A 24,097-nucleotide genomic window follows, 5' to 3' on the forward strand; every position below is an offset into this window, starting at 1 on the left:
ATATGTGCAAAGTTATAAAAATAATACAACTTTCTCCTTATCCGGGAGAAAGTTGTATCGTGAATTCCATGTGATGGAATTTTAGTTTCATAGGCATGGAACAAAAGTTTCATAGGCATGGAACAAAAGTTTCATCCCTATGAAACTAAATTTATATACCTTGAATTTTTAATCCAGATAGTTAGGAGCCTTTTCGCCGATCATGTCGCGCAATGTCTGTTTAACCATTCTCCACTGCTGGAAGAGGTCGTGTACAGGCTGGTGCTCGAAGTCGTGCATCGGGCTCTTGCAGAAGAATGACAACCAAGTCTGGATGCCACACATGCCTGCGCGCAGGGCCAAGTCGCTGAACAACACGAGGTCGAGAGCGATAGGAGCGGCCAGGATGGAGTCGCGGCAAAGGAAGTTTACCTTGATTTCCATCGGATAGCCCATCCATCCGAAGATGTCGATGTTATCCCAAGCTTCTTTATTGTCCTTGCGGGGAGGATAGTAGTTGATGCGTACCTTATGATATACATCGCCATACAGGTCCGGGTATTTTTCCGGTTCGAAGATATTGTCGATAACAGACAGCTTGCTGACTTCTTTTGTCTTGAAGTTTGCAGGATCGTCCAGCACTTCGCCGTCGCGGTTTCCTAAGATATTGGTGGAGAACCAACCGCTGACACCCAACATACGGGTTTTGAACATCGGTGCCAAAACTGTCTTCATCAATGTCTGGCCGCTCTTGAAGTCCTTACCGGAGATAGGCACATTCATCTTTTTGGAGAATTCCCACATGGCAGGAGTGTCTACGCACAGGTTCGGAGCACCCATGATAAACGGAGCGCCTTCTGCGATGGCTGCGTAAGCGTAGCACATACTTGGAGAGACAGCTTCCGTATTGTTTTCCTTCATGGCTTTTTCCAATGCGGCGAGCGACATGTGTTCGTCTGACAGTGGAATGTAGATTTCCGTACTTGCAGCCCACAAGACAGAGATGCGTTCGCAATTATTAGCCGCTTTGAAATCGCGGATATCCTGGCGAAGCTGTTCAACCATGTCCCAGCGGGTAGCCGCTTTTTTAATATGTGTACCGTTCAGACGTTTTGCCCAGTTATGATCGAATGCGGCAGGCATCGGCTTGATAGCCTCCAGTTCGTCTTTCACGCCATTCAGGTCTTTTTCTTTCAAAACTTCTGCGTACATGGCTGCTTCATATGCGTTATCGGGGAAAATATCCCATCCGCCGAAAACGATATCATTCAGGTCGGTTAAAGGTACAATATCTTTAATCGCCTTTTCTTCTCCGTTTTCCAAACGCATTGTGGCTAATTGCGAAATAGAGCCGATAGGCTTTGCTAATCCTTTACGTGCAGCCAACGTACCTGTGATCATTGTAGTGGCTACTGCACCACCTACACCAACAACAAGAATGCCAAGTTTTCCATTGGCTTCTTTAACTTCGATTTTTTCCATGTCAAATTAAGTTCAAAAATGATTGGGCAAAATTAGCCTTTCTGTTTGAGACCGGAAAGGCCAGATATAGGGTTAATTGGTCAAAAATACTATAAAATAGGCCTGTTTCGCATATTGACGGATTTGAGAAGTTGAAAAATAAGCTATGATGTGAATGGAAAAACATTTTTTTGAACGCTCATGAATTTATTTTTCATTTTTATGATGTTATTTCGATTTTAATGCTTTCCTTTGTACCGACAAGCAAAACTGTTTGTATAGTTCTTTATCTCCGACGTGATATTCATTCAGAATAGAATTTTGTAGACATGGATCTTTCCTTACGTTTTATTGTTTCAATTTTTTTTATTAATTATTTTATATTAGTTTTTGTATGAATATTTACATTGGTAACCTGAACTATCGGGTTAGAGAATCAGACTTGCAACAGATTTTGGAAGAGTACGGTACAGTAGACTCAGTTAAATTGATCATTGACCGTGACACTCGTCGTTCTAAAGGTTTTGCTTTCGCAGAACTTCCTAACGAAAACGAAGCAAAAAATGCTATCGAAGAATTAAACGGCGCAGAATATGAAGGCCGTCAGATGGTAGTAAAAGAAGCTACACCGAGACGCTAAGTAAGCCGATTAAAGCATAAAGTAACGGGGATATAGACAAGATTCTATATCCCCGTTCTTCGTTTATTCCTATTTAATTGTTACGTTTGCATTCAAAATTTGCGATTAATGAAAAGTTATTTGAATAACGGATATTTTCGTTCAGTCTTTTTCTTCTTGCTGTTTGCAGCAGGGATTTCAGCAGTCCATCCCCTCGAAGCCCAGATACCTGAGCGTGTTTTTAAAACGGATTACCGGATTGATCCGGAAAAGAACAGGGAACTTTCTGTCGAAATAGATAACCTAAGCTTTTTCAAAGATGATGAATATTCAGGGGCATTTATGAAAGGCTATACTTTGCCCGGGCTTTGGTTGCAGGCGAAGGCGGTCTATTATCCGTTGGAGATGTTGAAACTGGAAGTAGGTGTGCATTTCCTGCGCTTTTGGGGCGCAAACCGTTATCCGAATATGGCCTATCAGGATATTGCCCGCTGGAAAGGAGACCAATATCAGAAAGGTTTCCATGTCCTTCCCTGGTTTCGGGCGCAAGTTGCTCTGTCCGATCATGTGGATATCATTTTAGGTGACTTGTATGGAGCGGCTAACCATAATCTGATAGAACCGTTATATAGTCCTGAGCTGAATATGATGGCAGATCCGGAGATGGGTTTGCAGTTGCTCTATAACTCCCGCCGGTTCGATCTGGATATGTGGGTGAACTGGGAAAGCTTTATTTTCAGGGAAGATTTTCACCAGGAGGCTTTCACGGTCGGTTTATCCACCCGTTTCAAATTTAACGATCCGGAATCCCGTTTCCATTTCTATGCGCCTTTGCAGGGAATGGTACAACATCGGGGAGGAGAGATCGACACGATTTTCAGTAACTCCGTCCAAACCCTGATGAACGGGGCTATCGGTGTAGGTGGCGTTTGGAACACGGGACACAAGATATTCAAAAATGTAAATTTAGAATTGGATGCGACCGGTTATTATCAGCAGGCGGGTAAACTGTGGCCTTTCGATAACGGTTATGGCGTCTATGCGCGTGCCTCGGCTGATATATATGACTTCCGTGTAAAGACTTCCTATTGGAAATGCCACAAATTCATATCCATGTTCGGCAGTCCGTTCTATGGTGCGGTTTCGACTTCTGATGAGGGTTTGACCTTTGATAATCCTTCCATGCTCTACTTTGGGGCGGAGTATTCGCGCGTCTTGGCAAAAGGCTTTTCGCTCGGTATAGATTTGGATATTTATGCCCATTTGCCTGCAACGTTGAGAGGTACGGAACAAGATGGATATAAGACATTTACAAAAACAAGTTTCTCTGCCGGTATCTACTTACGTGTAAACCCATCTTTCCTGATAAAGAAATTCTGAACATTGTTTTTGGCTGGGAACTGTTGTTTAATATTCTCCGGAACGTTAACAACTATTAGATACAAAGCGAATATATAGAGCTAAATGGTTAGTAATTGTAAATGTTTTATTATTTTTGTAGGCGAGATGACGATTGGGAGGTCTTAAAATCGCTATAGTATGTTCGACGTTTCTTTACTATATGAATTGAAAAAAGGGAATCGGGAAGCCTTTAACGGCGTCTTTCGATATTATTATCCCCGGGTGATGGCTTACGTGGCTTCTATGGTTGAAGAGAAAGTGGCGGAAGATATTGTCCAGGATATCTTTTTATATGTATGGGAGAATCGCGCGAAGTTGTATGTCAGCGATGGTTTCCATTCGTATCTTTTCCAATCCGCTTACACTCGTTGCCTGGATTATTTCAAGAAAAATCTCTCCGTAGAAAAATACCACTCCCACACATATGAGAAATATCTGGAAGATTATCAAAACCTGTTGGAAGGAGACAATCCCGTCATCGAAGAACTTAGCATGAAAGATTTTTACCGGCGTTTGTATGAATTGCTGGAATTGCTGCCCGAACAGCGTCGTGAGGTCTTTGTTCTTGCTTATATAAAAGGCTTGACAGCCAAAGAGGTTTCCGAACAGATTCAGATGCCGCAGCGTACGGTGGAAAGCCATCTTTATTTAGCTCTCAAATTCCTGAAGAAACACATGTCTAAGAATGACTACTACCTACTTTGTTTTTTTCTTCTTTCACGCGGGATATATGCTTGACGCAAATAAAAAAGTTTAGTCTTTGCTCAGTAGTTTTTAGTTGTTGATCGTTTAGCTTATATATTAAAGAGAGAAAATGGAGTTTGATTACGCACTTTTAGCAAAATACTTGATTAATGAACTTTCTCAGGAAGAACTGGAAGAGGTCATGAAATGGCGTAGTTTGTCGGATGAGAATGAATCTGTTTTTTCTGAAGTGTTCCGGTTGCGCCTTTCATGGAATGCTGCAAAATATGCAGATAATGAACGGATCGATATCGCTTTGAAAAAGATAAATGCGCGGATTAATCAAACAAAACGTTTTCATGTTTTGGGTCCGTTGCTAAAGTATGCGGCTGTTCTTTTGTTGCTTGTTTCGCTATCATATTCCGGATGGGAGTATTTTAAACCGGAAACTTATGTGACTATCGCATTAAGAAACAAGGAAGAGGTGAAGAAAATTGCATTGGAAGATGGTTCTACAGTTTGGCTAAGAGGAAATTCTGCTTTAAAAATACCGGAGTCGTTCAGTGCGGCTAACCGAACGGTCTCCTTGCAAGGAGAAGCATTCTTTGACATCGCAAAGAATGCTTCTCCTTGCAAGGAGAAGCATTCTTTGACATCGCAAAGAATGCTCAATCACTATTTATAGTTTCTACGGATTATGTAAAGATAGAAGTACATGGGACTTCTTTCAGTGTCAATGTTAACGCCAAAAGTAAATCTGTTGAAACAGTTTTAGTAAGAGGCAGTATCGATTTACAAAACCTGAAGGGTAAGAGAATTTTGGAAATGAATCCAGGGGAGAAAGTGACTTATGCCTGGAACGACAATACCTATATTACGGACCGCGTAGATGTGAATGTTTGTGCTGCGTGGCGTTTTAACCAATTGATTTTTGATAATATAACTCTTCGTGAAATTGCCAATCAATTATCAGCTAAATATAACGTAAGTGTGAACATTGAGTCTTTAAAACTGGCCCAACGCAAATTTCGTTGTGTGATTAATGAAGATGAACATTTGTCGGATGTTCTGGAACAACTATGCTATTTGGCGCCGATTACTTACCGAATAGAAAATTCTGAGATCTATATATTTGAAAAACAAACAAAAAAATGAATGTCTATGGGAAATTAAAATGTAATTGAATGTAAATACTCCTTTAATATAAGGGATATTCCTTTGCAGCGGTTAATAAAAATGCTGCTTGGTAAAACAAGTTAACTAATTTTTATAGTACTAACAAAAATGAATCACATGATATGAATAAAAAAGTATCTATTGCTACATTATCAATGCTTTTAGTCGCAGCATCGCCGATCATGGCGGTGAATGACGCAAATACTTTGTATGTGAATTTGGAATTGTCTTTAAACAAGACAACAGTAGGCACGGTCATACAAAGTATCAGTCAACAAACAGGTTATGAATTTTCTTATGATGAGTCGATCTTGAGTAAGGAAATATCCAATGTCTCTGTTCGTGTAAAAAATGAACGTATTGAATCGGTATTAAAGAAAGTTTTTAAAAACACGGGGATTTCTTTCCGGATTGTTGATAATCGGATATTTCTGCAAGATAATGTAGAGACAAAGAACAGCCTTTTTGAAAACAGGTCTTTAGCGGTTGTCCAACAAGAAAAGAAGACAATCAAAGGTACGGTTATAGATAATACCGGTTTTCCCGTTATCGGGGCGAATGTTGTTATTAAAGGGAGTGCCGGAGTCGGTACGGTGACGAATGTCGATGGCGATTTTACACTGGATGGTGTTGAAGACGGCGCCATATTATTGATTTCTTATATCGGCTATGTAGACCAGGAGGTGGCTGTAACGAAAGGAAATAACGATTACAAAATTACAATTCATGAAGATACGCAGAATCTGGATGAAGTCGTTGTTGTCGGCTATGGTACACAAACCAAAGTAAATCTGACAGGGGCGGTGAGTACGATTGGCAAAGACGAATTGATCGACCGTCCGGTGACGAATGTCTCTTCCGCTCTTCAGGGATTGACTCCGGGTGTTACGGTAACGTCCGGCACGGGAAGGCCGGGGGATGACGGTTCGACTATCCGTGTTCGTGGAGTTGGTACGCTGAATAATGCTAATCCTTATATTCTGGTAGATGGGATCGAAACCGGGACTTTTGATTCGATTGACCCTAATGATATCGAGTCTATTTCGGTTCTAAAGGATGCGGCTTCGGCTGCCATTTATGGTTCTAAAGCTGCCAATGGTGTAATCTTGGTTACGACCAAGCGGGGGAAAACCGGTAAAGCAACAGTCTCTTATAATGGTAATGTCAGTTTTTCGAATGTGTCGACTTTGATTGACCGTCTGAGTTCTTACGATTATGCCCGTTTATATAACCAGTTGTTGACGCAAGATGGAGCCTCTCCTCGTTTTACAGACGACGATCTTCGTCTATTCAAGGATGGGACGGATCCTTACGCTCACCCGAATACAGTTTGGACAGATTATATTTTCCGGACAGGCTTTATGCATAAACACAATCTCAATGTCAGCGGGGGATCCGATGATGTGAAGTATATGGCATCTGCCGGGTTTTTAGGTCAGGAGGGAACAATGAAAAACTCCGATCGTCAGCAGTTTAATCTACGTACGAACCTGGATATTAAGTTGTCCGATAAGTTTACGATGCGGACTAATATGGCTTTTATCCATAATCAATATTCCGAGCCGAATGCTTCCTATGGAGGTGGTTCGAACCAACTTATATGGCAGGCTAATCGTATCGCTCCTTGGGTTCCCTATAAAAAAGAAGACGGTTCTTACGGTTCGATATCGGATGGTAATCCGGCAGCTTGGATAGACATCAATAGCCGGAAGAATCATTTGCAGCAAAATTTCTCCGGATTGTTAGCGTTTGATTATCATATTATGGACGGGTTGACATTTACGCTGCAGGGCGCTTATGTGACGAATATAAAAGAAACAAAGGATTACCGTAAAGAATGCTGGTATGACGACGTTAATTACCACGGGCCGGACCAGTTGACGGAAACGATTTCGAGATGGAGCCGTTATACATTGGATGCGTTGTTGAATTATGACAAGACTTTTAACCAGGACCATCATATCAAAGCGCTGGCAGGTTATAAGATCGAGAAGTATGATTATCGGGAGCTGGTTGCTTTCCGGAAAAGTTTTCCGAACAGCGAAGTAACTGATTTGAACGGTGGCGATTCATCCACACAGACAAACAGTGGCTATTCCCGTGAACTGGCATTGTTGTCCTATTTCGGACGTATCAATTACGACTACAAAGGCAAATATTTACTGGAAGCTAATTTCCGTGCTGATGCTTCTTCCCGTTTTGCAAAAGGGTATCGTTGGGGATATTTCCCCTCTTTCTCCGCCGGATGGCGTATTTCGGAAGAAGATTTTATGGAAAACACAAGAGGTTGGTTACAGTCTCTGAAGTTCAGAGGATCTTGGGGGTTGCTTGGAAACCAGGATGCGGTGAAGGACGAGTATTATCCTTATTTGCCGACTTTGTATATCGGTAAAAACTTCCCGTTTGCGGGAACGGTTCACCAAGGTATCACAGTTGTGAGCCATAAGGTTACAACTATTTCGTGGGAAAACTCGACGAACTGGGGCTTTGGGTTTGATGCTAATTTCTTGAATGAGTTTATGCTGAGTGCCGAATATTATAACCGCAAGACATCCGATATTATTATGGATATTCCTGTTTCCGATACATTTGGTATATCAGGAACCTATCAGGACAACAAAGGTTCATTGCGTAACAGCGGTGTGGAAGCGAGTCTTGCCTGGAATCATTCCTTTAATAAAGATTGGCGAATGGGAGTAAATGCAAACTTCTCCTATAACAAGAATAAACTGATTGATTTGGCTGGTGTTAATGAGATCATCGATGATTATAGCATCAACCGTGTGGGTGAGGCTTACCAGTCGTTCTATGTTTATGAGGTAGATGGTTTGTTCAAGAGTGACGAAGAAGCTGCCGCTTATGAAAAGCAATACGGCAATCCTTGGTCTGCTCCTTTCAAGGGTGGTGATTTCCGTATTAAAGATGTGGACGGAGATGGGAAACTGACGTCGAAAGACCGCGTGGTGAAAGGTTCGCAACAGCCGAAAACAACTTATGGCGTCACACTGAGTGGCGGATGGAAAAATTTTGATCTTTCTGTCTTTTTCCAGGGTGTGACAGGTACAAGCCGTTATTTCGCACGTGATGTGGTCGGTTCGTTCATTGGTGATACATCTCACCCCAGTAGCAACTGGCTGGATGCCTGGACTCCCGAGAATCCGAATGCTGAATGGCCGCGTCTTTTCCTCGAAGAAAGCTCAGTCAGTGCCCCTAACAAATGTCGTTCTTCTTTCTGGTGTATGAATACCAACTATCTGCGTATTAAGAATATCAATTTCGGATATACACTACCGAAGTCGATTACGAATAAATTGGGTATAGCCAATGTGAAGGTTTACTACACGGGTGAGAATCTCTTCACGTTTGATAGTCTGCCCTTTAACGCAGATCCGGAGTCTGCTTCCGGAAACTTGGATATTTATCCGATCAATAAAAGCCATTCTTTCGGTATTAACGTAACATTTTAAATGATTGAAATATGAAACTGAAACAAATATTAAGTCTTGTTCTCTGTCTTACCGGAGCAGGAGCCTTTACTTCGTGTGATGATTTCTTTGATCTGAATCCGAAAGATCAGTTGACAACAAACACATTTTGGAATACTTCCAATGATGTCGATGCGGCTGTAACTGCAGCATACAATTGGTGGGTTAATAATTATGTCGGATCGAAGTTTATTTTTTATGAAGACAGCTATTCGGATATCGGCTTCAATTATACGAATGCCTCTAATATGAGGAATATGGGGAGAGGCAGCGTTTCTCCTACGTCAGCTCCGAATTATTGGAGACAGTATGAGACGATACGCCGTTGTAATTTTGTCATCGAAAATATAGATTTGGTGCCGGCTTCGGCAATGACGGAAACGCAAAAGAATGATTTCCTGGCACAAGTACGTGCAATTCGAGGTTATAGCCATGCTTATCTGGCAACTTGGTATGGGGATGCTGTTATTATGGATTTTGTTCCCGCGACGGCAGATGATGCCAAACTGCCGCGTGAGCCGGAAGCGAAAGTGAAAGAACATGCTATGAATGATCTGGTGTGGAGTGCCGAACATATCGCGGAGAAACCGGCAGAGAAAGGACGTATTGCCAAAGGTACGGTTCTTTCGATGATTGCCCGTTTCAATTTGCTGTGGGGCAATTATTCGGAGGCATTGGATGCGGCTAATCAAGTGATTGCGCTGAACCAATATGAACTGGATCCGGATTTCCTGAATATGTTTTCCATGGCCGGGCAAAACTCTAAGGAAATTATTTGTACGTATGAGCATGTCCAAACTACTTATGCCTATAGTGATGTAATCCGTTTCTATAATAATTCGGATGGTGGTTGGGCTTCATTTGTCCCGACTCAAAACATGGTCGATATGTTTGAAATGGCGGACGGCAAGATGATTGACGAAGCAGGCTCCGGGTATGATCCTGTCCATCCGTTTTATAATCGTGATCCTCGATTGAAAAATACGGTTATCTATTCCGGATTGGATTGGGTGGGACGTAATAATGTGCCGCGCATATTCAATACTCTTGATAAGACTTTGCCGAACGGTTCTTCGAATAAAGATTATTATACTGCGGCTGACAATGCCTCCCATACCGGTATGTTGTGGGCTAAATATTTGTATCCAAACCAGGGGCAATATTCCACTTCCATGAATGACGATGCCTTGTGCCCGATTATCTTCCGGTATGCGGAAATACTGCTGACAAAAGCCGAATGTTTGGTCGAGTTGAATCAGGATTTGCAAGAAGCAATGAATATTGTTGACCGGTTGCGTGTACGCGGAGGACATATTGCTGTCGATCGTTCCAAATACAACACGCAAGCAAAAGTGCGGGAACTGGTAAGAAGGGAACGTACGATAGAGCTGGCAGGCGAAGGGTTCCGCTATGAAGATATTGTTCGCTGGGACGAATATGACAAAAGCGGGGCCAAGACCGGAAGAAAAGTGGCGGAAGCTGTTATGCCAGGTGACTTGTATCGTTTGTGCGGTACTGTCAACTATGACGAACCGGATCCGGATCGTCGTGCCGTGATCGATGTGAACGCTACTCCTGAAGACCGCTTGATTGAAGTCCGTTATTTCGACAAGAAGCAATTTCATTTGCCGATATTACAAGCCGAGATGGATGCGAACCCTCAATTAGTTCAGAATGATGGCTATTAATAGATCAATCAATTTTATTTACAATGAAGTACATTAGAAATTTAGTATATGCACTTTTACTCACAGTTGCCACTCAGGTGGCAACTGCGCAGATAAAAATCCTTTACGGACCTTATTTGCAGAATGTAAAAGAGAATGAAGCAACCATTGTCTGGGAGGCAGATAAGCCTTCTGTCGGTTGGGTAGAGTTGGCTCCTGATGATGGGACTCACTATTACGGTGAGGAAAGACCCAAATATTTCGATACGACTAACGGGGTAAAGAACACCTCTTTACTTCATACTGTAAAAGTCAAAGGATTGGCTCCCGGTACGACATACCGGTATCGCATCTATGCACAGGAAGTATTGTCGCACGAAGGTATTTCTGTTATATACGGACGCGTAGCTGCTTCAGATGTCTACAAAAAGAAAGCATTGACATTTACGACTTGTGATTCGCAGAAGAAAGAGACAAGTTTTGCGATGATCAACGATATTCATGGGCGTGAAGGTATTATTACAAAACTACTGAATGCTGCCGGCTACAAAGATAAGGACTTGATTATTTTCAATGGTGATATGGTTTCCGTATTTCAGGATCGGGAAACAATCTTCAACGGGTTTATGAAGGAAAGCATCGACTTGTTTGCATCTGAAAAACCGATGTATTATGCACGTGGAAACCATGAAACTCGCGGCGAATTTGCTACGTCTTTCCAGAAATATTTTTCACCGGAAGAACCTTTCCTGTATTATATTTTCAGACAGGGGCCTGTTTGTTTTATCATGTTGGATACAGGAGAAGATAAGCCGGATTCCGATATCGAGTATAGTGGTATTACCGACTATGACGGCTATCGGACGGACCAGATGGAATGGATGAAAGGACTTTATAAAAATGAGGATTTCAAACAAGCTAAATTTAAAGTGGTGATTGCGCATATGCCTCCTTCTGCTGACCTCAATATCTGGCATGGTCAGAAAGATGTGTTGAAGAAATTTGTCCCTATTCTGAATGATCTCGGAGTTGACCTGATGTTATGCGGACATCTGCATAGAAATAAATATGAAGAGCCGAGTACTGGGATCAAATTCCCTGTGTTGGTAAATTCCAATAACAGTGTGGTTTCTGTGTCTACTGATGGCAATCAGATGAATCTGGTCGTACTTGATTTGGATGGTAAAGTCGTTACCAAAAAATCATATATGGCTAAATAATATCGAATGGTTTATTTTTTTATTCTCGATTTTCAAAGGGGGCTTATTGTATAAAACGCTTTTTTTAGGCTTGGAAGATATCCGAGAGTGAACAAATGTTAATCCTCTTTTCTGACGTCAAAAAGAGGTTTTTCCGCCTTTTTTGAGCGTTTCCGGCCATTACGACCGTCCTCTTTTCCATTACGACCGTTCTAATAGGTAGTGCACTCGGCACCTCGCGAAGATTAGGACGGTCGTAATGGCAATTAGAACGGTCGTAATTGGAAAGAGGACCGTTTTCATGGCAAAAAAGCCCCTAAATTTCCTTGGGATATTTGGAACGCCGTCCGTTTTATTTTCAAATATTCGATTCTCCAGGAGTTAAGGTTTATCACTTTGCCGGCGTTTCCGGCTTTCGGCAATCAAATTGCATACTTTTCGGGACGGTCTCGGCTCCTCATTTCGTCTGTTGTCAGAAAAGAAGGCTTAAACCGCAAAAAGAGTCAATCCAAAATGAATCAACTTTTCGGTCGAAATAGAAAAATAGTCGAAAAGGGGGTTATTGTATTATTTGAACATATATCCTCTGGTGTGGTGGATTGGTATTGGACACTTTAAAATCAAGCAGAACAAACTAAAAAAACTATGATATTAGCTCCGTATTTTTTCCAATCTATTCGTTTTGCTTATATGGGGGCAGAAAACAGGACAAAGATATGTTTGTTATCAGCCTGGTTAAAAAGTTCATGTACCCCACATGCTTGTAAATAGTTTGTAATACAGAGAGTACGCTCAATGCACTCTCTTGTTTAATATTAAATAATGTTAGAATATGAAATATTGTATACTTATAGCTGTATTTCTTTTTTGTTCTTGTTCTGATTTCAATGAATGTAATGTTTGTGAAATTGAGATATCAACTAATCGTAAACAAGAAGAACTATTGCTTTCTTCTTTTATTAAGAATTATATAGTTATACCATTGGAAACAAAGGACGAATGCTTAATAGCTCAGATTGATAAAATAAAAAATATCAAATAATGAAGTTTATATATTAGATAATATGAATAATGCAATATATGTATATGGTATGGATGGAATACATCATCGTACTTTATTTAAGGTAGGAAATGGACCAGGAGAATATTTGCAATTAATGGATTTTGATATACGGAATAATATCTTGTTTGTATTAGATTTTGGAGGACGTCGTATTTTGAAATATGATTGTGAACTAAATTATTTAGGCCAAATTCAGTATGAAACTTACTCTACTCAAATTTCAGCATATAAAGATCTGATATATTTATATAATTTGAAATCAAAGAAAGGAAATGATTATAAATGTTCGGTTTTTAATGAAAAAGGAGAGAAAATTATAGATAAATTGATAAGGCCGGAAAATGAAAATCTATTTAATTATAATGAATCTAATGTCTTTTCTTTAAATGGTGATGATCTGTATATATCTCCTGTATATGACAATTATATCTATAAGGGAGAAGATTTACAACCTGTGTATCATATAAGATTTAAAAGGAAAGGGTTTCCGGATGACATAAATATCGAAGAGCAAGATGTTAATAGTCCAGATTTTCAATTTATAGTTAAGAATAATTATTATGTATCAGATCACTTCTTGATATTTGATTATTTTGTTGAAGGTGAACGTGCTTTTTGTGTTTTTGACAAATTGAATAATAAGAAAGAAATAGGATTTGTAAGTAATGATCTAATACCGGATTTTCGTTTTTTTCCACGTTGGGGAGATGGCAGATATTTAATAGAAGAAATAAATGCAGGAATATTATATGAGTATTTTCCATCTTTATTGAAACATTCAAGATTACGGAATTTATCTCTGGAAGATAATCCAGTAATAATTTTATATGAGATAAAGAAATAAAGTTGGATTTATACAAAAAAATAGTTTCTGGACATGAATATATTGGCCATATCAGATACCGTTTGTATAATGAAAGACCGATTTTGATAAGTCTGTTAAAACTTATTACTGTATGTGTAATCTCAAAGATGAAAAGGTTTATGTTGATACAACTCCTTTTATCAATTTTGGTATATAGCTTGGTTACAATAAAAATAGAATGGAATGAAAAAGCTTGTATTAATATCGGGTTTGACGATGTTACTTTTGGGCATGGGATTAAATCTTCAGTATGCATTGGACGATTATGGTTGGGCTGATAATTTGGTTATACAGATATTGGCTACGACTGGTGACATCAATACTTCGTGGCCGGATCCAAATAAACCGGTGGAACCGGGAACGATTGCGGTGACAAAAAGTTGTATGTATATTTATCCCGATGGTTCCTTCACGGGAAGCGTACAACGTGTATGTGAAAAGCAATATGTTTGTCCGACATGTAATTGTACTCCTGTACCGTGTGGTGGTGAATTTTAGTAAATGGAAGATTATGGTTCGATATTTTTTTAGTTTGCTGATAATTTTTAGTTTGTTTGCTTGTCATCCAAAACAACAGGTTGCAATTTCGGATGATATGTCTGTTGTTGATACTGTGAGCCCTCGGGTTATTCCCATTTCTATTTCGGATACTACTTACCGGCATGTTGATCAAACATTCGAGCAAGTCTCTTATGTGATTTTGTCAGATGATGTTTTGATAGGAGAAATAGTTCGTACCCTTGTTGTTGATGACCGTATTTTTATATTGGACAACCAAAATAAAATTTTCTGTTATAATATGGAGGGTGGAGTCGAATATGTGATAGACGACTATGGTTCGGGACCGGGTGAATATGGGCGTATATTGGATTTTGCGCTAAATCCTCCATTGAAGGTTTTATGGATGTACGATTCTTCAAGAAGACAGTTGTTGTGTTATGATATGTTTACTGGTAAACGTTGTCAATCCATCTCTGCTGCATATATGGCACCTGAACGTATGGCAATTTGGAACGGATCCTTTTTCTTTTTTATGGGGAACCATTATAACTATCCGGATAATTCGAATATGCATTATTCTTTATTTTATTCCATATCCGGTGCCAAAATAGACAAGTCTTTTTTCCCTCATGACCAAATGTCAGAGTTCCTGTTTTCTTATGGTTGGGAACATCCGTTCTATTATAATGATGATAAGCTTTATTTTATAAATAATTATGGGACTGTTGTCTATCAGTTGACGTCGGAATCCATTCGGCCATTGTACAAAGTAGAGTTGCCTGATTCTTTACCGTCGGATGTATTGATGGAAGTAACGCCATCGTTGAAATTGATGCAAACCCGCTACTCTTGGCTGTTGAGTAATGCCTATGAAACGGATGGTATTTTAAACTTATGGTTTCAAAAACAAGGTTATTATTATGCTGTATACTATGATTTATCGAATAATAAAATCATATATGCCGGCAAACAGGTTAATAACATTCCGGTTAAGGATTTATTATTTATTTCACAAATCAATGGAGTGTATAAGAATACATTCTTTTCGGTGGTTCCTTCTTTTATAATCAAATACAAAATTGATGAAAACCCGGATATTTTTCCGGAGGATTTAAAGAGTTTGACGGAAGAAAGTAATCCGGTTATCGCTTTTTATAAAGTAAAAAGGTGAAAAAATACTTTTTTTGCTCCGTATTTTTCCCGAGTTGTTCGTTTTGCTATAGATGAAAGGAAATAAAATGGATTTTGATTATAGACTTTTAGTAAAATATTTGGTCGGCACACTTTCTCCGGAAGAAATGGAGGCGGTGAAGGAGTGGCGCGCACGGTCGATTGAGAATGAAGATATTTATTCCAAATTGATAAACCTTCGTGTTTCATGGAAGTTTATGCGATATAATACACCAGGGCATATTGAAAGCGCTTTGAATGAAGTGAATGGCAAGATAAATCGTAGAAGGCGGTTTGACATTGTCCGCTCTGTAATGAAATATGCGGCTGTGATCTTGTTGCTTGTCTCTTTTTCTTATGTGGGATGGGAATATCTGAAACCTGAAAATTATGTGACGATTACGGTTAAGCAAGGGGAAGATGTGAAAAAAATTATGCTTGCAGATGGGTCGACTGTCTGGTTGAAGGAAGGGGCTTCCTTGAAGATGCCCGAAACTTTTGCCAAAAACAATCGTCAACTCTCCTTGCAAGGAGAAGCATTCTTTGACGTTGCAAAGAATGCGCAATTTCCACTATATGTTTCAACGAATTATGTAAATATCAAAGTTCTCGGAACGGCTTTCAATGTAAAAACAGACGAGAAGCATAAAAATGTAGAAACCGTTTTAGCAAGGGGTAAAGTAGCTCTGCTCGATAAGCAGGGAAATGCCGTTTTAGACATGTCGCCGGGAGAAAAGGTGACATATAATAGCTATAAGAACGAATATTCCACAGAGATTGTGGATGTAAATATAAGTACAGCGTGGCGGCTGAACCAGTTTGTCTTTGAAAATGTCACGCTTAGGGAAATCGTCAATCAACTCTCCGTAAAATTTAATGTGAACATAAATCTGGAATCATCGAAGCTTGCCCAGCGTAAGTTCCGGTGTGTGATCAATGAGGATGAGAGCTTGCCTGACATTCTGAACCTCTTGAAGTATTTAGCCCCGATCCGGTATAGGATAGAGGGGAAAGAAATATTTATATATGAATAATAAAAATGGAATGCCTATGAAGAAATAACAGACAGGAAAAAGAAAACACACACAACAAAAGAAAACTGTAACTTAAAAAAACTTAGTACTAACATTATTGAATCACATGTATGATTAAAAAAGCATCAATTGCGACATTAGCAATGTTTTTGACAGCTGCATCGCCCGCAATGGCGGAAGGGGATGCACATTCTTTGTATGTGAATCTGGAACTGGCGTTGAATAGTACAACTGTCGGTGCAGTGATACAAAGTATTAGTGAACAAACCGGATACGAATTTTCTTACGACGAAGCCTTGTTGAATAAGAAAATATCCAGAGTTTCCGTTAGCCTTAAAAATGAACGTATTGAAAAAGTTCTGAAAGAGGTCTTTAAGAATACCGGTATCTCTTACAAGATTGTTCATAACCGCGTATTTCTGAAAGATAATAGTGTAAAACAATATGTCCAACCCGAGCCGGTTGTGGCTATGGCCCAGCAACAGAAAAAAGCGATATCCGGTGTCGTTATCGACGATACGGGATTGCCGGTTATCGGGGCGAATATTATCCTTAAAGGCGGTGCCGGTGTCGGAACGGTGACGGATGCCGACGGTAAATTTACATTGGATGGAATTCCTGACGGAGCGACTTTACTTGTTTCTTATATCGGATATTTGGATCAAACGATACAGGTGACAGGTGATAAAAGCTCGTTTCAGATTACCTTACATGAAGATACCCAGAAACTGGACGAAGTTGTCGTTGTCGGATACGGTGTGCAAAAGAAGGTCAATATGACAGGTTCTATTTCGAATGTAAAAGCAGAAGAACTTTCGGTTATTCCGAACACTAACTTGTCGAACTCTTTGGCCGGACGTGCTCCCGGTGCAACTATTACAGGTAATTCCGGTTTGATGGGAGCTTCTTCCGAAATCCGTATGCGTGGTGGTTTTGGCGATCCGTTGTTCGTTATAGACGGTGTTATCCGCGATAAAGAAGCGTTTGATAACCTGGAACCGTACGAAATCGACCAGATGAGTTTCCTGAAAGATGCCGCATCGGCCTCTATCTATGGATCAGCTGCCGGTAATGGTGTCGTGTTGGTGACGACCAAAGGGGGTGTCAAGAACCAAAAACCTGTGTTTAACTACCAGGGTTCCTATGCTTTCAGCAAGTCTACCCAGGAATTGTTCGCAGACAGATGGACAGCTATCGATGATTTGGATTATCAAAATGCGGTTGCACGTTTCCAAGGGACGAAAGAACCTAACGGTGAAGCTGAATATGCTTATTTCCGCGATAATAATATTAACTATAATGTAAACGATTACATTTGGCAGAATCCTTGGAATACGAAACATTCTCTGAGTGTGACAGGCGGTAGTGAAAAGGTTCAATATTATGTAATGGGATCTTTCCTGGCGGAAGAGGGTTCTTATGTCTCTTTGGAAAATAAGAAATTTTCTTTGCGTTCGAACCTGACGATGGAATTGAGCAAATATATCAAGATGAATGTAAACCTGGATGCAAACCAATCGAACGACAAACGTTTCTATTGGCCGTTCTCGGATGATGATGACCAGGCTGTTTACGACTTGTATCGTTGTACGTTCAATGCGATGAAGACAACGCCTTTTTATTCTAACCTGGATGGAACTCCATCTGCTACTATTACGGATTATCCGATCTATCAGGACTATGGTTCATGGCAGGGATGGAACCCGGTAGACCAAGTTGTGGGTGACCGTTATTTGAAGACTCGCCGTCGTAATATGAATGGTATTGTTTCATTTGATTTCAATCTTGACTTTATCACGAAAGGTTTGAGTACGAAGATTATGGGAAGTTATATCGGCCATGACTATTCTCGTAAGAGATTCATGACTTTTCAAAAAAATTACAAATTCCAACAGGCTGATCCGGAAGGAAACCGTTTTTTGCCGGCTCCGTTGAATTTGAATGAATATAATACATTCAACTTTTCCCAGAATTATGAAAACCTGGATTATCGTGCCAAGCAGTTATGGACAGAGCAGTTCAACTGGTTCGTAAACTATGCAAATACGTTCGGCAAACATGACGTCGGCGGTATGATCGTTTTTGAACAGGCTGCCAACGGTGGTGAATGGGTACAGGCTAAGGGTGAACAACCGCTTGCCAATATCGATCAGATGTTTAATTATTCAAAAGATGCGGAACGCCGTTGGGGAGATGCGGAAGAATATACCGGTGGACGTCTTTCCTGGATAGGCCGTTTCAATTATACGTTCGATCAGAAGTATATTGCCGAGTTCTCTTTCCGTTATGATGGCAATACCTTGTTCCCGGACGGACACCGTTGGGGATTCTTCCCGTCTGTATCTGCTGCATGGCGTATCAGTCAGGAGCCGTTTATGGAAAAGACATCCGATTGGTTGAGCAATTTGAAATTGCGTGCATCTTATGGAACGACCGGTAATGACTTGGATTTGAGTAAGGACCCGATCGATAAGATTACAGCATTTTCTTATTTGCAGAAATATAATACGGGTGGCACATATATATTCGGCAGTAATTTAGCCAATACAATTACAGCTGGTGCGACTCCTAACCCGACATTGACTTGGGCCACTTCCACGACTTATAATGGTGGTTTGGATTTCGGTTTCTTTAATAATCGTTTGTCCGGTACGTTCGATGCTTTCTATCGTAAGGAGGTCGATATTTTGGGCCCACGTACAGTGACGCTCCCGAATACGTATGGCCAAAGCTTGGCTCCGGAAAACTATGCTGAGCGTTCATGGAGAGGTGGTGAACTGTCTTTAACCTGGATGGATAAGGCTGCTAACGGGGCAATCGATTATTCTGCCTATGTGAATTTGGGTTTTGCCCGTGACAAATGGGACGTATTGGATGTTTCTGCTACTTATCAGGAAGGTGGAAATCTTCATGCCCTATCACCTGTAGGGAAAGCCGATGGTATCTTGATCGGTTTGATTGCCGATCACTTGCTGACAGACCAGGCTGAAGTCGACGCTTTGAAAGCGAAAGGTTTCAAACAATATGGACGTGATCCGTATTTGGGCGGTATCTTGTATAAAGATACACGCGGTGACGGATATACGGAAGGACCTGATGGCCGTATCGATGGCAATGACGCATATAACTTGTTGAGTGAAAACGGAACGCCACGTATTAACTACGGTTTTGGTGGTAATATTAAGTGGAAAGGTATTACTCTGGATGTCCACTTCCAAGGTGTCGGCAAGTATGATCGTTTTGTCGGTGGTGTCGATGGTGGTTTCTACCAGCATGGTGGTGCTGTCCGTCCTTATTTCCCGATTTGGACAAGCGACAAAGTATATGATCCGGAGCGTAACCCGAATGGTGTTTATCCGCGTATCGTAGGTTCTGGTTGGTATGAGTCCGGAGCCGGAAACACCAGTTACTGGATGCGTAACGGCGCTTATCTTCGTTTGAAGAACTTGAACATCGGCTATGATTTGCCAATGGGCATTCTTCGTCCGTTAGGTATTTCGCGTGCTCAGGTGTTTGCCAATGCGACCAATTTGTTCTGTATTTCAGCAGTAACAGAGTTCTTGGATCCTGAACAGAAATATTATGATTCATATCCATTGATGAAAACTTTTTCCTTTGGCCTTAATTTCTCGTTCTAATTTTAAATCAGAAAGAATATGAAAATGAAAAAAATTAAATATGCAATAATAAGTGCCGTTCTCGTTTTAGGCGGAATGACAACCGGTTGTGATACGCTGGATATCGATAACTTGAATAGTTATGATGAATCTATGGTCTGGGACGATGCCAGCTTGGCAACCGCTTATGTGAATAATCTTTATTCGGAGTGTTTTGGCAACTGGAATGCCGGAGCGGATAATAATTCGGAACAAGTGACCGGTATGCCCTGGTATTTAGGCACTATTACTGAAACAGGCGGTGCCTATAAAAAATGGGATTACACGACGATCCGTCATATCAATGAAGCCATCAAGCGCTTGGAAGAGGGATTATTGGATAGCAAAACGGCTAATGGGTTGTTAGGCCAGGCCTATTTTATGCGTGCTTATACCTATTATTGGATGGTTATACATCATGGTGGTGTCCCTTATATTAAAATTCCTCAGGATAAAGATAAGGATGATTTGTATGTGAAACGTAATTCCACACCGGAATGTTTCCAGTTCATGGTGGAAGATTTGGATCATGCCATATCATTACTGCCTGAAAAGATTGCAAGCAGTTCTGCAGATTATGGTCGTATCGACCAATGTTTTGCGAAAGCCTGGAAAGCAAAGACTTTGTTGTTGAAGGCATCTCCTCAGTTCAATCCGAGTAACTCCTATGGTAATCCTTATTGGGAAGAGGCTTATACGGCAGCAAAAGAGGCTTATGATTTTTGCGTGGCTAAAGGTATTTCATTAACTCCTGAATACGCAAATATTTGGATACAGGAGCAGGGACCGGAAGTGGTGTTCCCCGTAGTAAATTCTAATCCGAACAAAATTTCATCTTGGGAATATACGACTCGTCCGGCATCGGTCAGTCGTGATAAGTCTTATAGTAATCCGACTTGGGAATTTGTGAAAAGTTTCCCGATGATGGATGGCAAGCGCTATGATGATCCGACAAGTAAATATTATGTGGGTGATGAACAGGCTTTGCTGAAATCTTTCTGGGTGAATAGGGATCCCCGTTTTAATAATGTGTGCTTATATAATGGTCGTGAATATCCGGTGGCAGGAAAACCTTCTGATTACCGGCAATATAACGCACTGGGTGTGAGTAGCCCGGACGACCAGTATGGCGTGAATCCTGCTGCGCATACCAATGCTGTGAATAACGATATTTTTTCAGGTTTCTATATTTACAAAGCTGCGGATTTGACGTTGACTCAAGATAAGGTAATGACATATGATATCGATTACATCTTGATGCGCTTTGCAGAAGTAATGTTTATTTATGCTGAGGCAGCCAATGAAACCGGACATTCGGATGTGGCAGTCGAAATGTTGAAACAAATTCGTAAACGTGCCGGAATTGAAGCAGGAAGCGATGGCCTTTACGGTCTGAATGTCGGCAACCGCGAAGAAATCCGCCAGGCTATTCTGGATGAACGTAATATCGAGTTGTGTTTTGAAGGTCATCGTTTTTGGGATTTGCGCCGTACGCGTAACATGATGAAGCTGGCCGGTTGGACTAAACACGGTCTTGAGGCGATTGCTATCAATCCGGATGGAACTGATATGAGTTTGAATACGGCAAGAACAAAGATAAACAACAACGAATTGACCACAGGCGATTTTCGCTATGTGATTCATCAGGTTCCTTATACGGAAGCTGCAGAAAGAGAATTTGTGATTGAAGAATCTTTCTATTTCTTCCCGATTCAAAAGAGTAATATCGATCAGAATCCGAATCTCGAACAAAATAATAATTGGGGCGGAACTTTCAATCCGACAATGGAATAAATTATTACTTTTGTTTTTCATACTCAAAGGAGGGAGACCAAAAGACTTACAACCCTTTGGTTGTCCCTCTTTTTCATTTTATTTATAAACTTAATCTGTATCAGGCGATGAAAACTAAACTTTCTTTATTGATTTTTGCTTTGTTATTTGTGTTCTCCGGAACAAAGGCTCAGAATAATATCACGATCGGTGTTATTCAGTATGATTTGAGCAATATAGATAAAAGCTTTAAGGATTTGCATGACCAGGGATTCGGATCTTGCGAACTGAGTTACCGGAACAATACACTGACCAAAGAGTTTGCTGAAAAAGTGAAGGCGGCGTCGAAGAAACATAATATTAAGGTCACTACAGTTGTCGGTGTGCCGGGAAGCCGTAGTGTCTGGAATTTCCGTCAGGGACCGGCAACGATAGGCCTGGTGCCGAAAGAAGAGCGGGCTGAAAAAATCAAGGTGTATCATGAAATGATCGATTTCTGCGCAATGGCTGAAGTGCCGGCCATGCATTCTCATTTCGGTTTTATTCCGGAAGATCCCTCTTCCGAACAATATAAGGATTTTATCCGGGTTATGCAGGATTTGGCCAATTATGCGAAAGAGCGGAATGTCATGATCTATTTTGAAACAGGGCAGGAAACCCCGACAACTTTGATCCGTGCAATTAAAGATATAGGTACGGGTAATGTGTTTATTAATTGCGATTTGGCTAATTTACTGATGTATGGAAAGGCCAATTCTCTGGATGCCGTGAAACAGTTCGGAAATCTGATTAAGGAATTTCATGCAAAAGACGGTAAATATCCGGATCCTAATAATCCGTATGAATTAGGCGCAGAAGTGCCGATCCCAACAGGAGAAGTCGATTTTCCCGCTGTTATAGCAGAACTGAAGAAACAAGGTTTCCAGGGAGCACTGACCATTGAATGTGAATTGAACGGTGCACGGCATGATTATGTTATTAAAACTCGTGAATATCTGCAGGGACTATTGGATAATTAGTATCTTTGTCTGATATTGTTTATATTTTTAAAGAAATAGTTGCTAATCTATATAAATTATTTTCTACTATGAGAACAAGCAGAAGAGGTTTTCTGAAAACCCTTGGAGGTGTAGCTCTTTTCTCAATTGTGCCGCGTAACGTATTGGGAAACGGGTATATAGCTCCGAGTGATCAATTGACTAAAGGTATCATTGGTACCGGAGGTATGGGAAGAGGCCATGTGAATTACGGCGGTACGCGTTTGGTTGCCGTTTGTGATGTAGACAAGAAACACCTGGAGTTAGGGAAAAACCTGGTGAAGGATAAAATAGCCGCTTATCATGATTTCCGCGATTTGATTCTGGATCCGAATGTCGATATCGTCCATATCGCGACGCCTCCCCACTGGCATGGAATTATGTCGGTCGAGGCTGCTAAAGCCGGTAAGGATATCTGGTGCGAAAAACCGATGACACGTACGATCGGAGAGGGCAAGCGGGTGATGGAAGCAATGAAGCAATACGGGCGTATGTTCCGTTTGAACACCTGGTTCCGCTTTACCGACCAGTTCTATGGGTTGGGTACGCCGGTCAAGCCGTTGAAGAAATTGGTGCAGAGCGGTATGCTGGGCTGGCCGTTGAAGGTGACGATCAGTAAACATACCGGTTTCGACTGGAAATTCTATTGGGTAGGCAAAGAGTATCTCGAACCGCAATCCGTTCCGTCGGAACTGGATTATGACATGTGGCTCGGCCCGGCTCCTTACAAGCCTTATAATCCGCACCGTGTACACCAGACTTTCCGTGGCTACTGGGATTATGATGGTGGTGGACTGGGCGATATGGGACAACACTATATCGACCCTGTGCAATATATATTGGGCAAAGACGAAACCAGCCCGGTAAAGGTGGAAGTAGATGCCCCGCAACAGCACCCGGATGCTGTCGGTACATGGCGCTCGATCACATATACCTATGACGATGGTTGCCAGATCGTGCTTTGGGGAGGCGATTTCGGAGATCCGAATACGCCGTATATTGCCGGTCCGAAAGGTAATGTTTATAAGAATTTTGTATGCGATATTCCTGATTGGGAGAAGAAACTTGCCGATTATCCCGAACCGGAACCACAGGTTACGGATTTTATCGAATGTGTGAAAACCCGTCAGCCGTTTGCTCTGAACGAACGCAACGGATTCCGTTCGGCTACAATTGTCAATATGGGTGCAACGGCGCTCCGCTTGAACCGGACATTGAATTTCGATCCTGTGAAACTTGAATTTATTGATGATGAGGCTGCGAATCGTTTGTTGGATCAGCCGATGAGAGCTCCCTGGAATATTTAATTCATTCAAAATTCAAAAAC

At 41.0% G+C, this 24,097-nt stretch carries 18 protein-coding genes; 17 read left to right on the top strand and 1 reads right to left on the bottom strand.

Going from position 1 to position 24,097, the window contains the following annotated elements; translation table 11 throughout:
* Positions 1 to 168: 168 nt before the first annotated feature.
* Positions 169 to 1,461: an inositol-3-phosphate synthase gene (locus DWW90_RS02705; RefSeq protein ID WP_115499161.1), complete on the bottom strand. Its 1,293-nt coding sequence runs from the start codon at positions 1,459 to 1,461 to the stop codon at positions 169 to 171.
* 373 nt (positions 1,462 to 1,834) lie between these two features.
* On the opposite strand from DWW90_RS02705, the gene DWW90_RS02710 reads away from it, so the two are divergent.
* The 17 genes from DWW90_RS02710 to DWW90_RS02790 all read left to right on the top strand — a co-directional run bounded on the left by DWW90_RS02710 (position 1,835) and on the right by DWW90_RS02790 (position 24,077).
* The gene (locus DWW90_RS02710) at positions 1,835 to 2,080 is read left to right on the top strand and encodes an RNA-binding protein (protein ID WP_115499160.1); all 246 of its coding nucleotides are present in this window, start codon (positions 1,835 to 1,837) and stop codon (positions 2,078 to 2,080) included.
* Positions 2,081 to 2,188: 108 nt separating this feature from the next.
* A complete protein-coding gene (locus DWW90_RS02715) occupies positions 2,189 to 3,439 on the top strand; it encodes a hypothetical protein (protein ID WP_122343904.1) in 1,251 nt (416 codons plus the stop codon).
* Positions 3,440 to 3,598: 159 nt separating this feature from the next.
* Positions 3,599 to 4,198, top strand: a complete 600-nt coding sequence (locus DWW90_RS02720; RefSeq protein WP_122332445.1) for an RNA polymerase sigma-70 factor — start codon at positions 3,599 to 3,601, stop codon at positions 4,196 to 4,198.
* Between the two features lie 76 nt (positions 4,199 to 4,274).
* Complete coding sequence (locus DWW90_RS02725; RefSeq protein WP_122343905.1) at positions 4,275 to 4,829, top strand: FecR domain-containing protein; 555 nt, start codon at positions 4,275 to 4,277, stop codon at positions 4,827 to 4,829.
* Positions 4,775 to 5,299 carry a FecR family protein gene (locus DWW90_RS20925; protein WP_255418834.1) on the top strand — a complete coding sequence of 175 codons (525 nt, stop codon included), beginning with the start codon at positions 4,775 to 4,777 and terminating at the stop codon, positions 5,297 to 5,299. Before DWW90_RS02725 ends, DWW90_RS20925 begins: the two co-directional genes overlap by 55 nt.
* Before the next feature lie 143 nt (positions 5,300 to 5,442).
* Positions 5,443 to 8,787: a TonB-dependent receptor gene (locus DWW90_RS02735; protein WP_122343906.1), complete on the top strand. Its 3,345-nt coding sequence runs from the start codon at positions 5,443 to 5,445 to the stop codon at positions 8,785 to 8,787.
* Between the two features lie 11 nt (positions 8,788 to 8,798).
* Complete coding sequence (locus DWW90_RS02740) at positions 8,799 to 10,493, top strand: RagB/SusD family nutrient uptake outer membrane protein (RefSeq protein WP_122343907.1); 1,695 nt, start codon at positions 8,799 to 8,801, stop codon at positions 10,491 to 10,493.
* A 23-nt stretch (positions 10,494 to 10,516) separates the two neighbouring features.
* A complete protein-coding gene (locus DWW90_RS02745; protein ID WP_122343908.1) occupies positions 10,517 to 11,692 on the top strand; it encodes an FN3 domain-containing metallophosphoesterase family protein in 1,176 nt (391 codons plus the stop codon).
* Between the two features lie 811 nt (positions 11,693 to 12,503).
* Positions 12,504 to 12,713, top strand: a complete 210-nt coding sequence (locus DWW90_RS21000; RefSeq protein ID WP_122343909.1) for a 6-bladed beta-propeller — start codon at positions 12,504 to 12,506, stop codon at positions 12,711 to 12,713.
* On the top strand, positions 12,703 to 13,578 hold the full coding sequence (locus DWW90_RS02755) for a 6-bladed beta-propeller (protein ID WP_255418837.1): 876 nt from the start codon (positions 12,703 to 12,705) through the stop codon (positions 13,576 to 13,578). The genes DWW90_RS21000 and DWW90_RS02755 overlap by 11 nt, the downstream gene beginning before the upstream one ends.
* Before the next feature lie 204 nt (positions 13,579 to 13,782).
* On the top strand, positions 13,783 to 14,097 hold the full coding sequence (locus tag DWW90_RS20370) for a hypothetical protein (protein ID WP_147382393.1): 315 nt from the start codon (positions 13,783 to 13,785) through the stop codon (positions 14,095 to 14,097).
* Positions 14,098 to 14,110: 13 nt separating this feature from the next.
* Positions 14,111 to 15,271, top strand: coding sequence for a 6-bladed beta-propeller (locus DWW90_RS02765; RefSeq protein WP_158582804.1), 1,161 nt, complete (start codon positions 14,111 to 14,113; stop codon positions 15,269 to 15,271).
* Positions 15,272 to 15,338: 67 nt separating this feature from the next.
* A complete protein-coding gene (locus tag DWW90_RS02770; protein WP_122344018.1) occupies positions 15,339 to 16,304 on the top strand; it encodes a FecR family protein in 966 nt (321 codons plus the stop codon).
* A gap of 110 nt (positions 16,305 to 16,414) precedes the next feature.
* Positions 16,415 to 19,942: a TonB-dependent receptor gene (locus DWW90_RS02775; protein ID WP_199662163.1), complete on the top strand. Its 3,528-nt coding sequence runs from the start codon at positions 16,415 to 16,417 to the stop codon at positions 19,940 to 19,942.
* Between the two features lie 18 nt (positions 19,943 to 19,960).
* Complete coding sequence (locus tag DWW90_RS02780) at positions 19,961 to 21,754, top strand: RagB/SusD family nutrient uptake outer membrane protein (RefSeq protein ID WP_115499148.1); 1,794 nt, start codon at positions 19,961 to 19,963, stop codon at positions 21,752 to 21,754.
* Positions 21,755 to 21,861: 107 nt separating this feature from the next.
* Positions 21,862 to 22,752 carry a sugar phosphate isomerase/epimerase gene (locus DWW90_RS02785; protein WP_122343913.1) on the top strand — a complete coding sequence of 297 codons (891 nt, stop codon included), beginning with the start codon at positions 21,862 to 21,864 and terminating at the stop codon, positions 22,750 to 22,752.
* 68 nt (positions 22,753 to 22,820) lie between these two features.
* Positions 22,821 to 24,077 (top strand): Gfo/Idh/MocA family oxidoreductase, encoded by a 1,257-nt coding sequence (locus DWW90_RS02790; protein ID WP_115499146.1) that lies wholly within the window; start codon positions 22,821 to 22,823, stop codon positions 24,075 to 24,077.
* Positions 24,078 to 24,097 lie beyond the last annotated feature (20 nt).

Source organism: Parabacteroides sp. AF17-28, from assembly GCF_003479205.1.
Taxonomy (GTDB): domain Bacteria; phylum Bacteroidota; class Bacteroidia; order Bacteroidales; family Tannerellaceae; genus Parabacteroides; species Parabacteroides acidifaciens.

What these genes read in the sequence shown, in the direction of transcription:
- DWW90_RS02705 (WP_115499161.1), bottom strand. Translation starts at nt 1,461, where the DNA reads ATGGAAAAAATCGAAGTTAAAGAAGCCAATGGAAAACTTGGCATTCTT.
- DWW90_RS02710 (WP_115499160.1), top strand. Translation starts at nt 1,835, where the DNA reads ATGAATATTTACATTGGTAACCTGAACTATCGGGTTAGAGAATCAGAC.
- DWW90_RS02715 (WP_122343904.1), top strand. Translation starts at nt 2,189, where the DNA reads ATGAAAAGTTATTTGAATAACGGATATTTTCGTTCAGTCTTTTTCTTC.
- DWW90_RS02720 (WP_122332445.1), top strand. Translation starts at nt 3,599, where the DNA reads ATGTTCGACGTTTCTTTACTATATGAATTGAAAAAAGGGAATCGGGAA.
- DWW90_RS02725 (WP_122343905.1), top strand. Translation starts at nt 4,275, where the DNA reads ATGGAGTTTGATTACGCACTTTTAGCAAAATACTTGATTAATGAACTT.
- DWW90_RS02735 (WP_122343906.1), top strand. Translation starts at nt 5,443, where the DNA reads ATGAATAAAAAAGTATCTATTGCTACATTATCAATGCTTTTAGTCGCA.
- DWW90_RS02740 (WP_122343907.1), top strand. Translation starts at nt 8,799, where the DNA reads ATGAAACTGAAACAAATATTAAGTCTTGTTCTCTGTCTTACCGGAGCA.
- DWW90_RS02745 (WP_122343908.1), top strand. Translation starts at nt 10,517, where the DNA reads ATGAAGTACATTAGAAATTTAGTATATGCACTTTTACTCACAGTTGCC.
- DWW90_RS21000 (WP_122343909.1), top strand. Translation starts at nt 12,504, where the DNA reads ATGAAATATTGTATACTTATAGCTGTATTTCTTTTTTGTTCTTGTTCT.
- DWW90_RS20370 (WP_147382393.1), top strand. Translation starts at nt 13,783, where the DNA reads ATGAAAAAGCTTGTATTAATATCGGGTTTGACGATGTTACTTTTGGGC.
- DWW90_RS02765 (WP_158582804.1), top strand. Translation starts at nt 14,111, where the DNA reads ATGGTTCGATATTTTTTTAGTTTGCTGATAATTTTTAGTTTGTTTGCT.
- DWW90_RS02770 (WP_122344018.1), top strand. Translation starts at nt 15,339, where the DNA reads ATGGATTTTGATTATAGACTTTTAGTAAAATATTTGGTCGGCACACTT.
- DWW90_RS02775 (WP_199662163.1), top strand. Translation starts at nt 16,415, where the DNA reads ATGATTAAAAAAGCATCAATTGCGACATTAGCAATGTTTTTGACAGCT.
- DWW90_RS02780 (WP_115499148.1), top strand. Translation starts at nt 19,961, where the DNA reads ATGAAAATGAAAAAAATTAAATATGCAATAATAAGTGCCGTTCTCGTT.
- DWW90_RS02785 (WP_122343913.1), top strand. Translation starts at nt 21,862, where the DNA reads ATGAAAACTAAACTTTCTTTATTGATTTTTGCTTTGTTATTTGTGTTC.
- DWW90_RS02790 (WP_115499146.1), top strand. Translation starts at nt 22,821, where the DNA reads ATGAGAACAAGCAGAAGAGGTTTTCTGAAAACCCTTGGAGGTGTAGCT.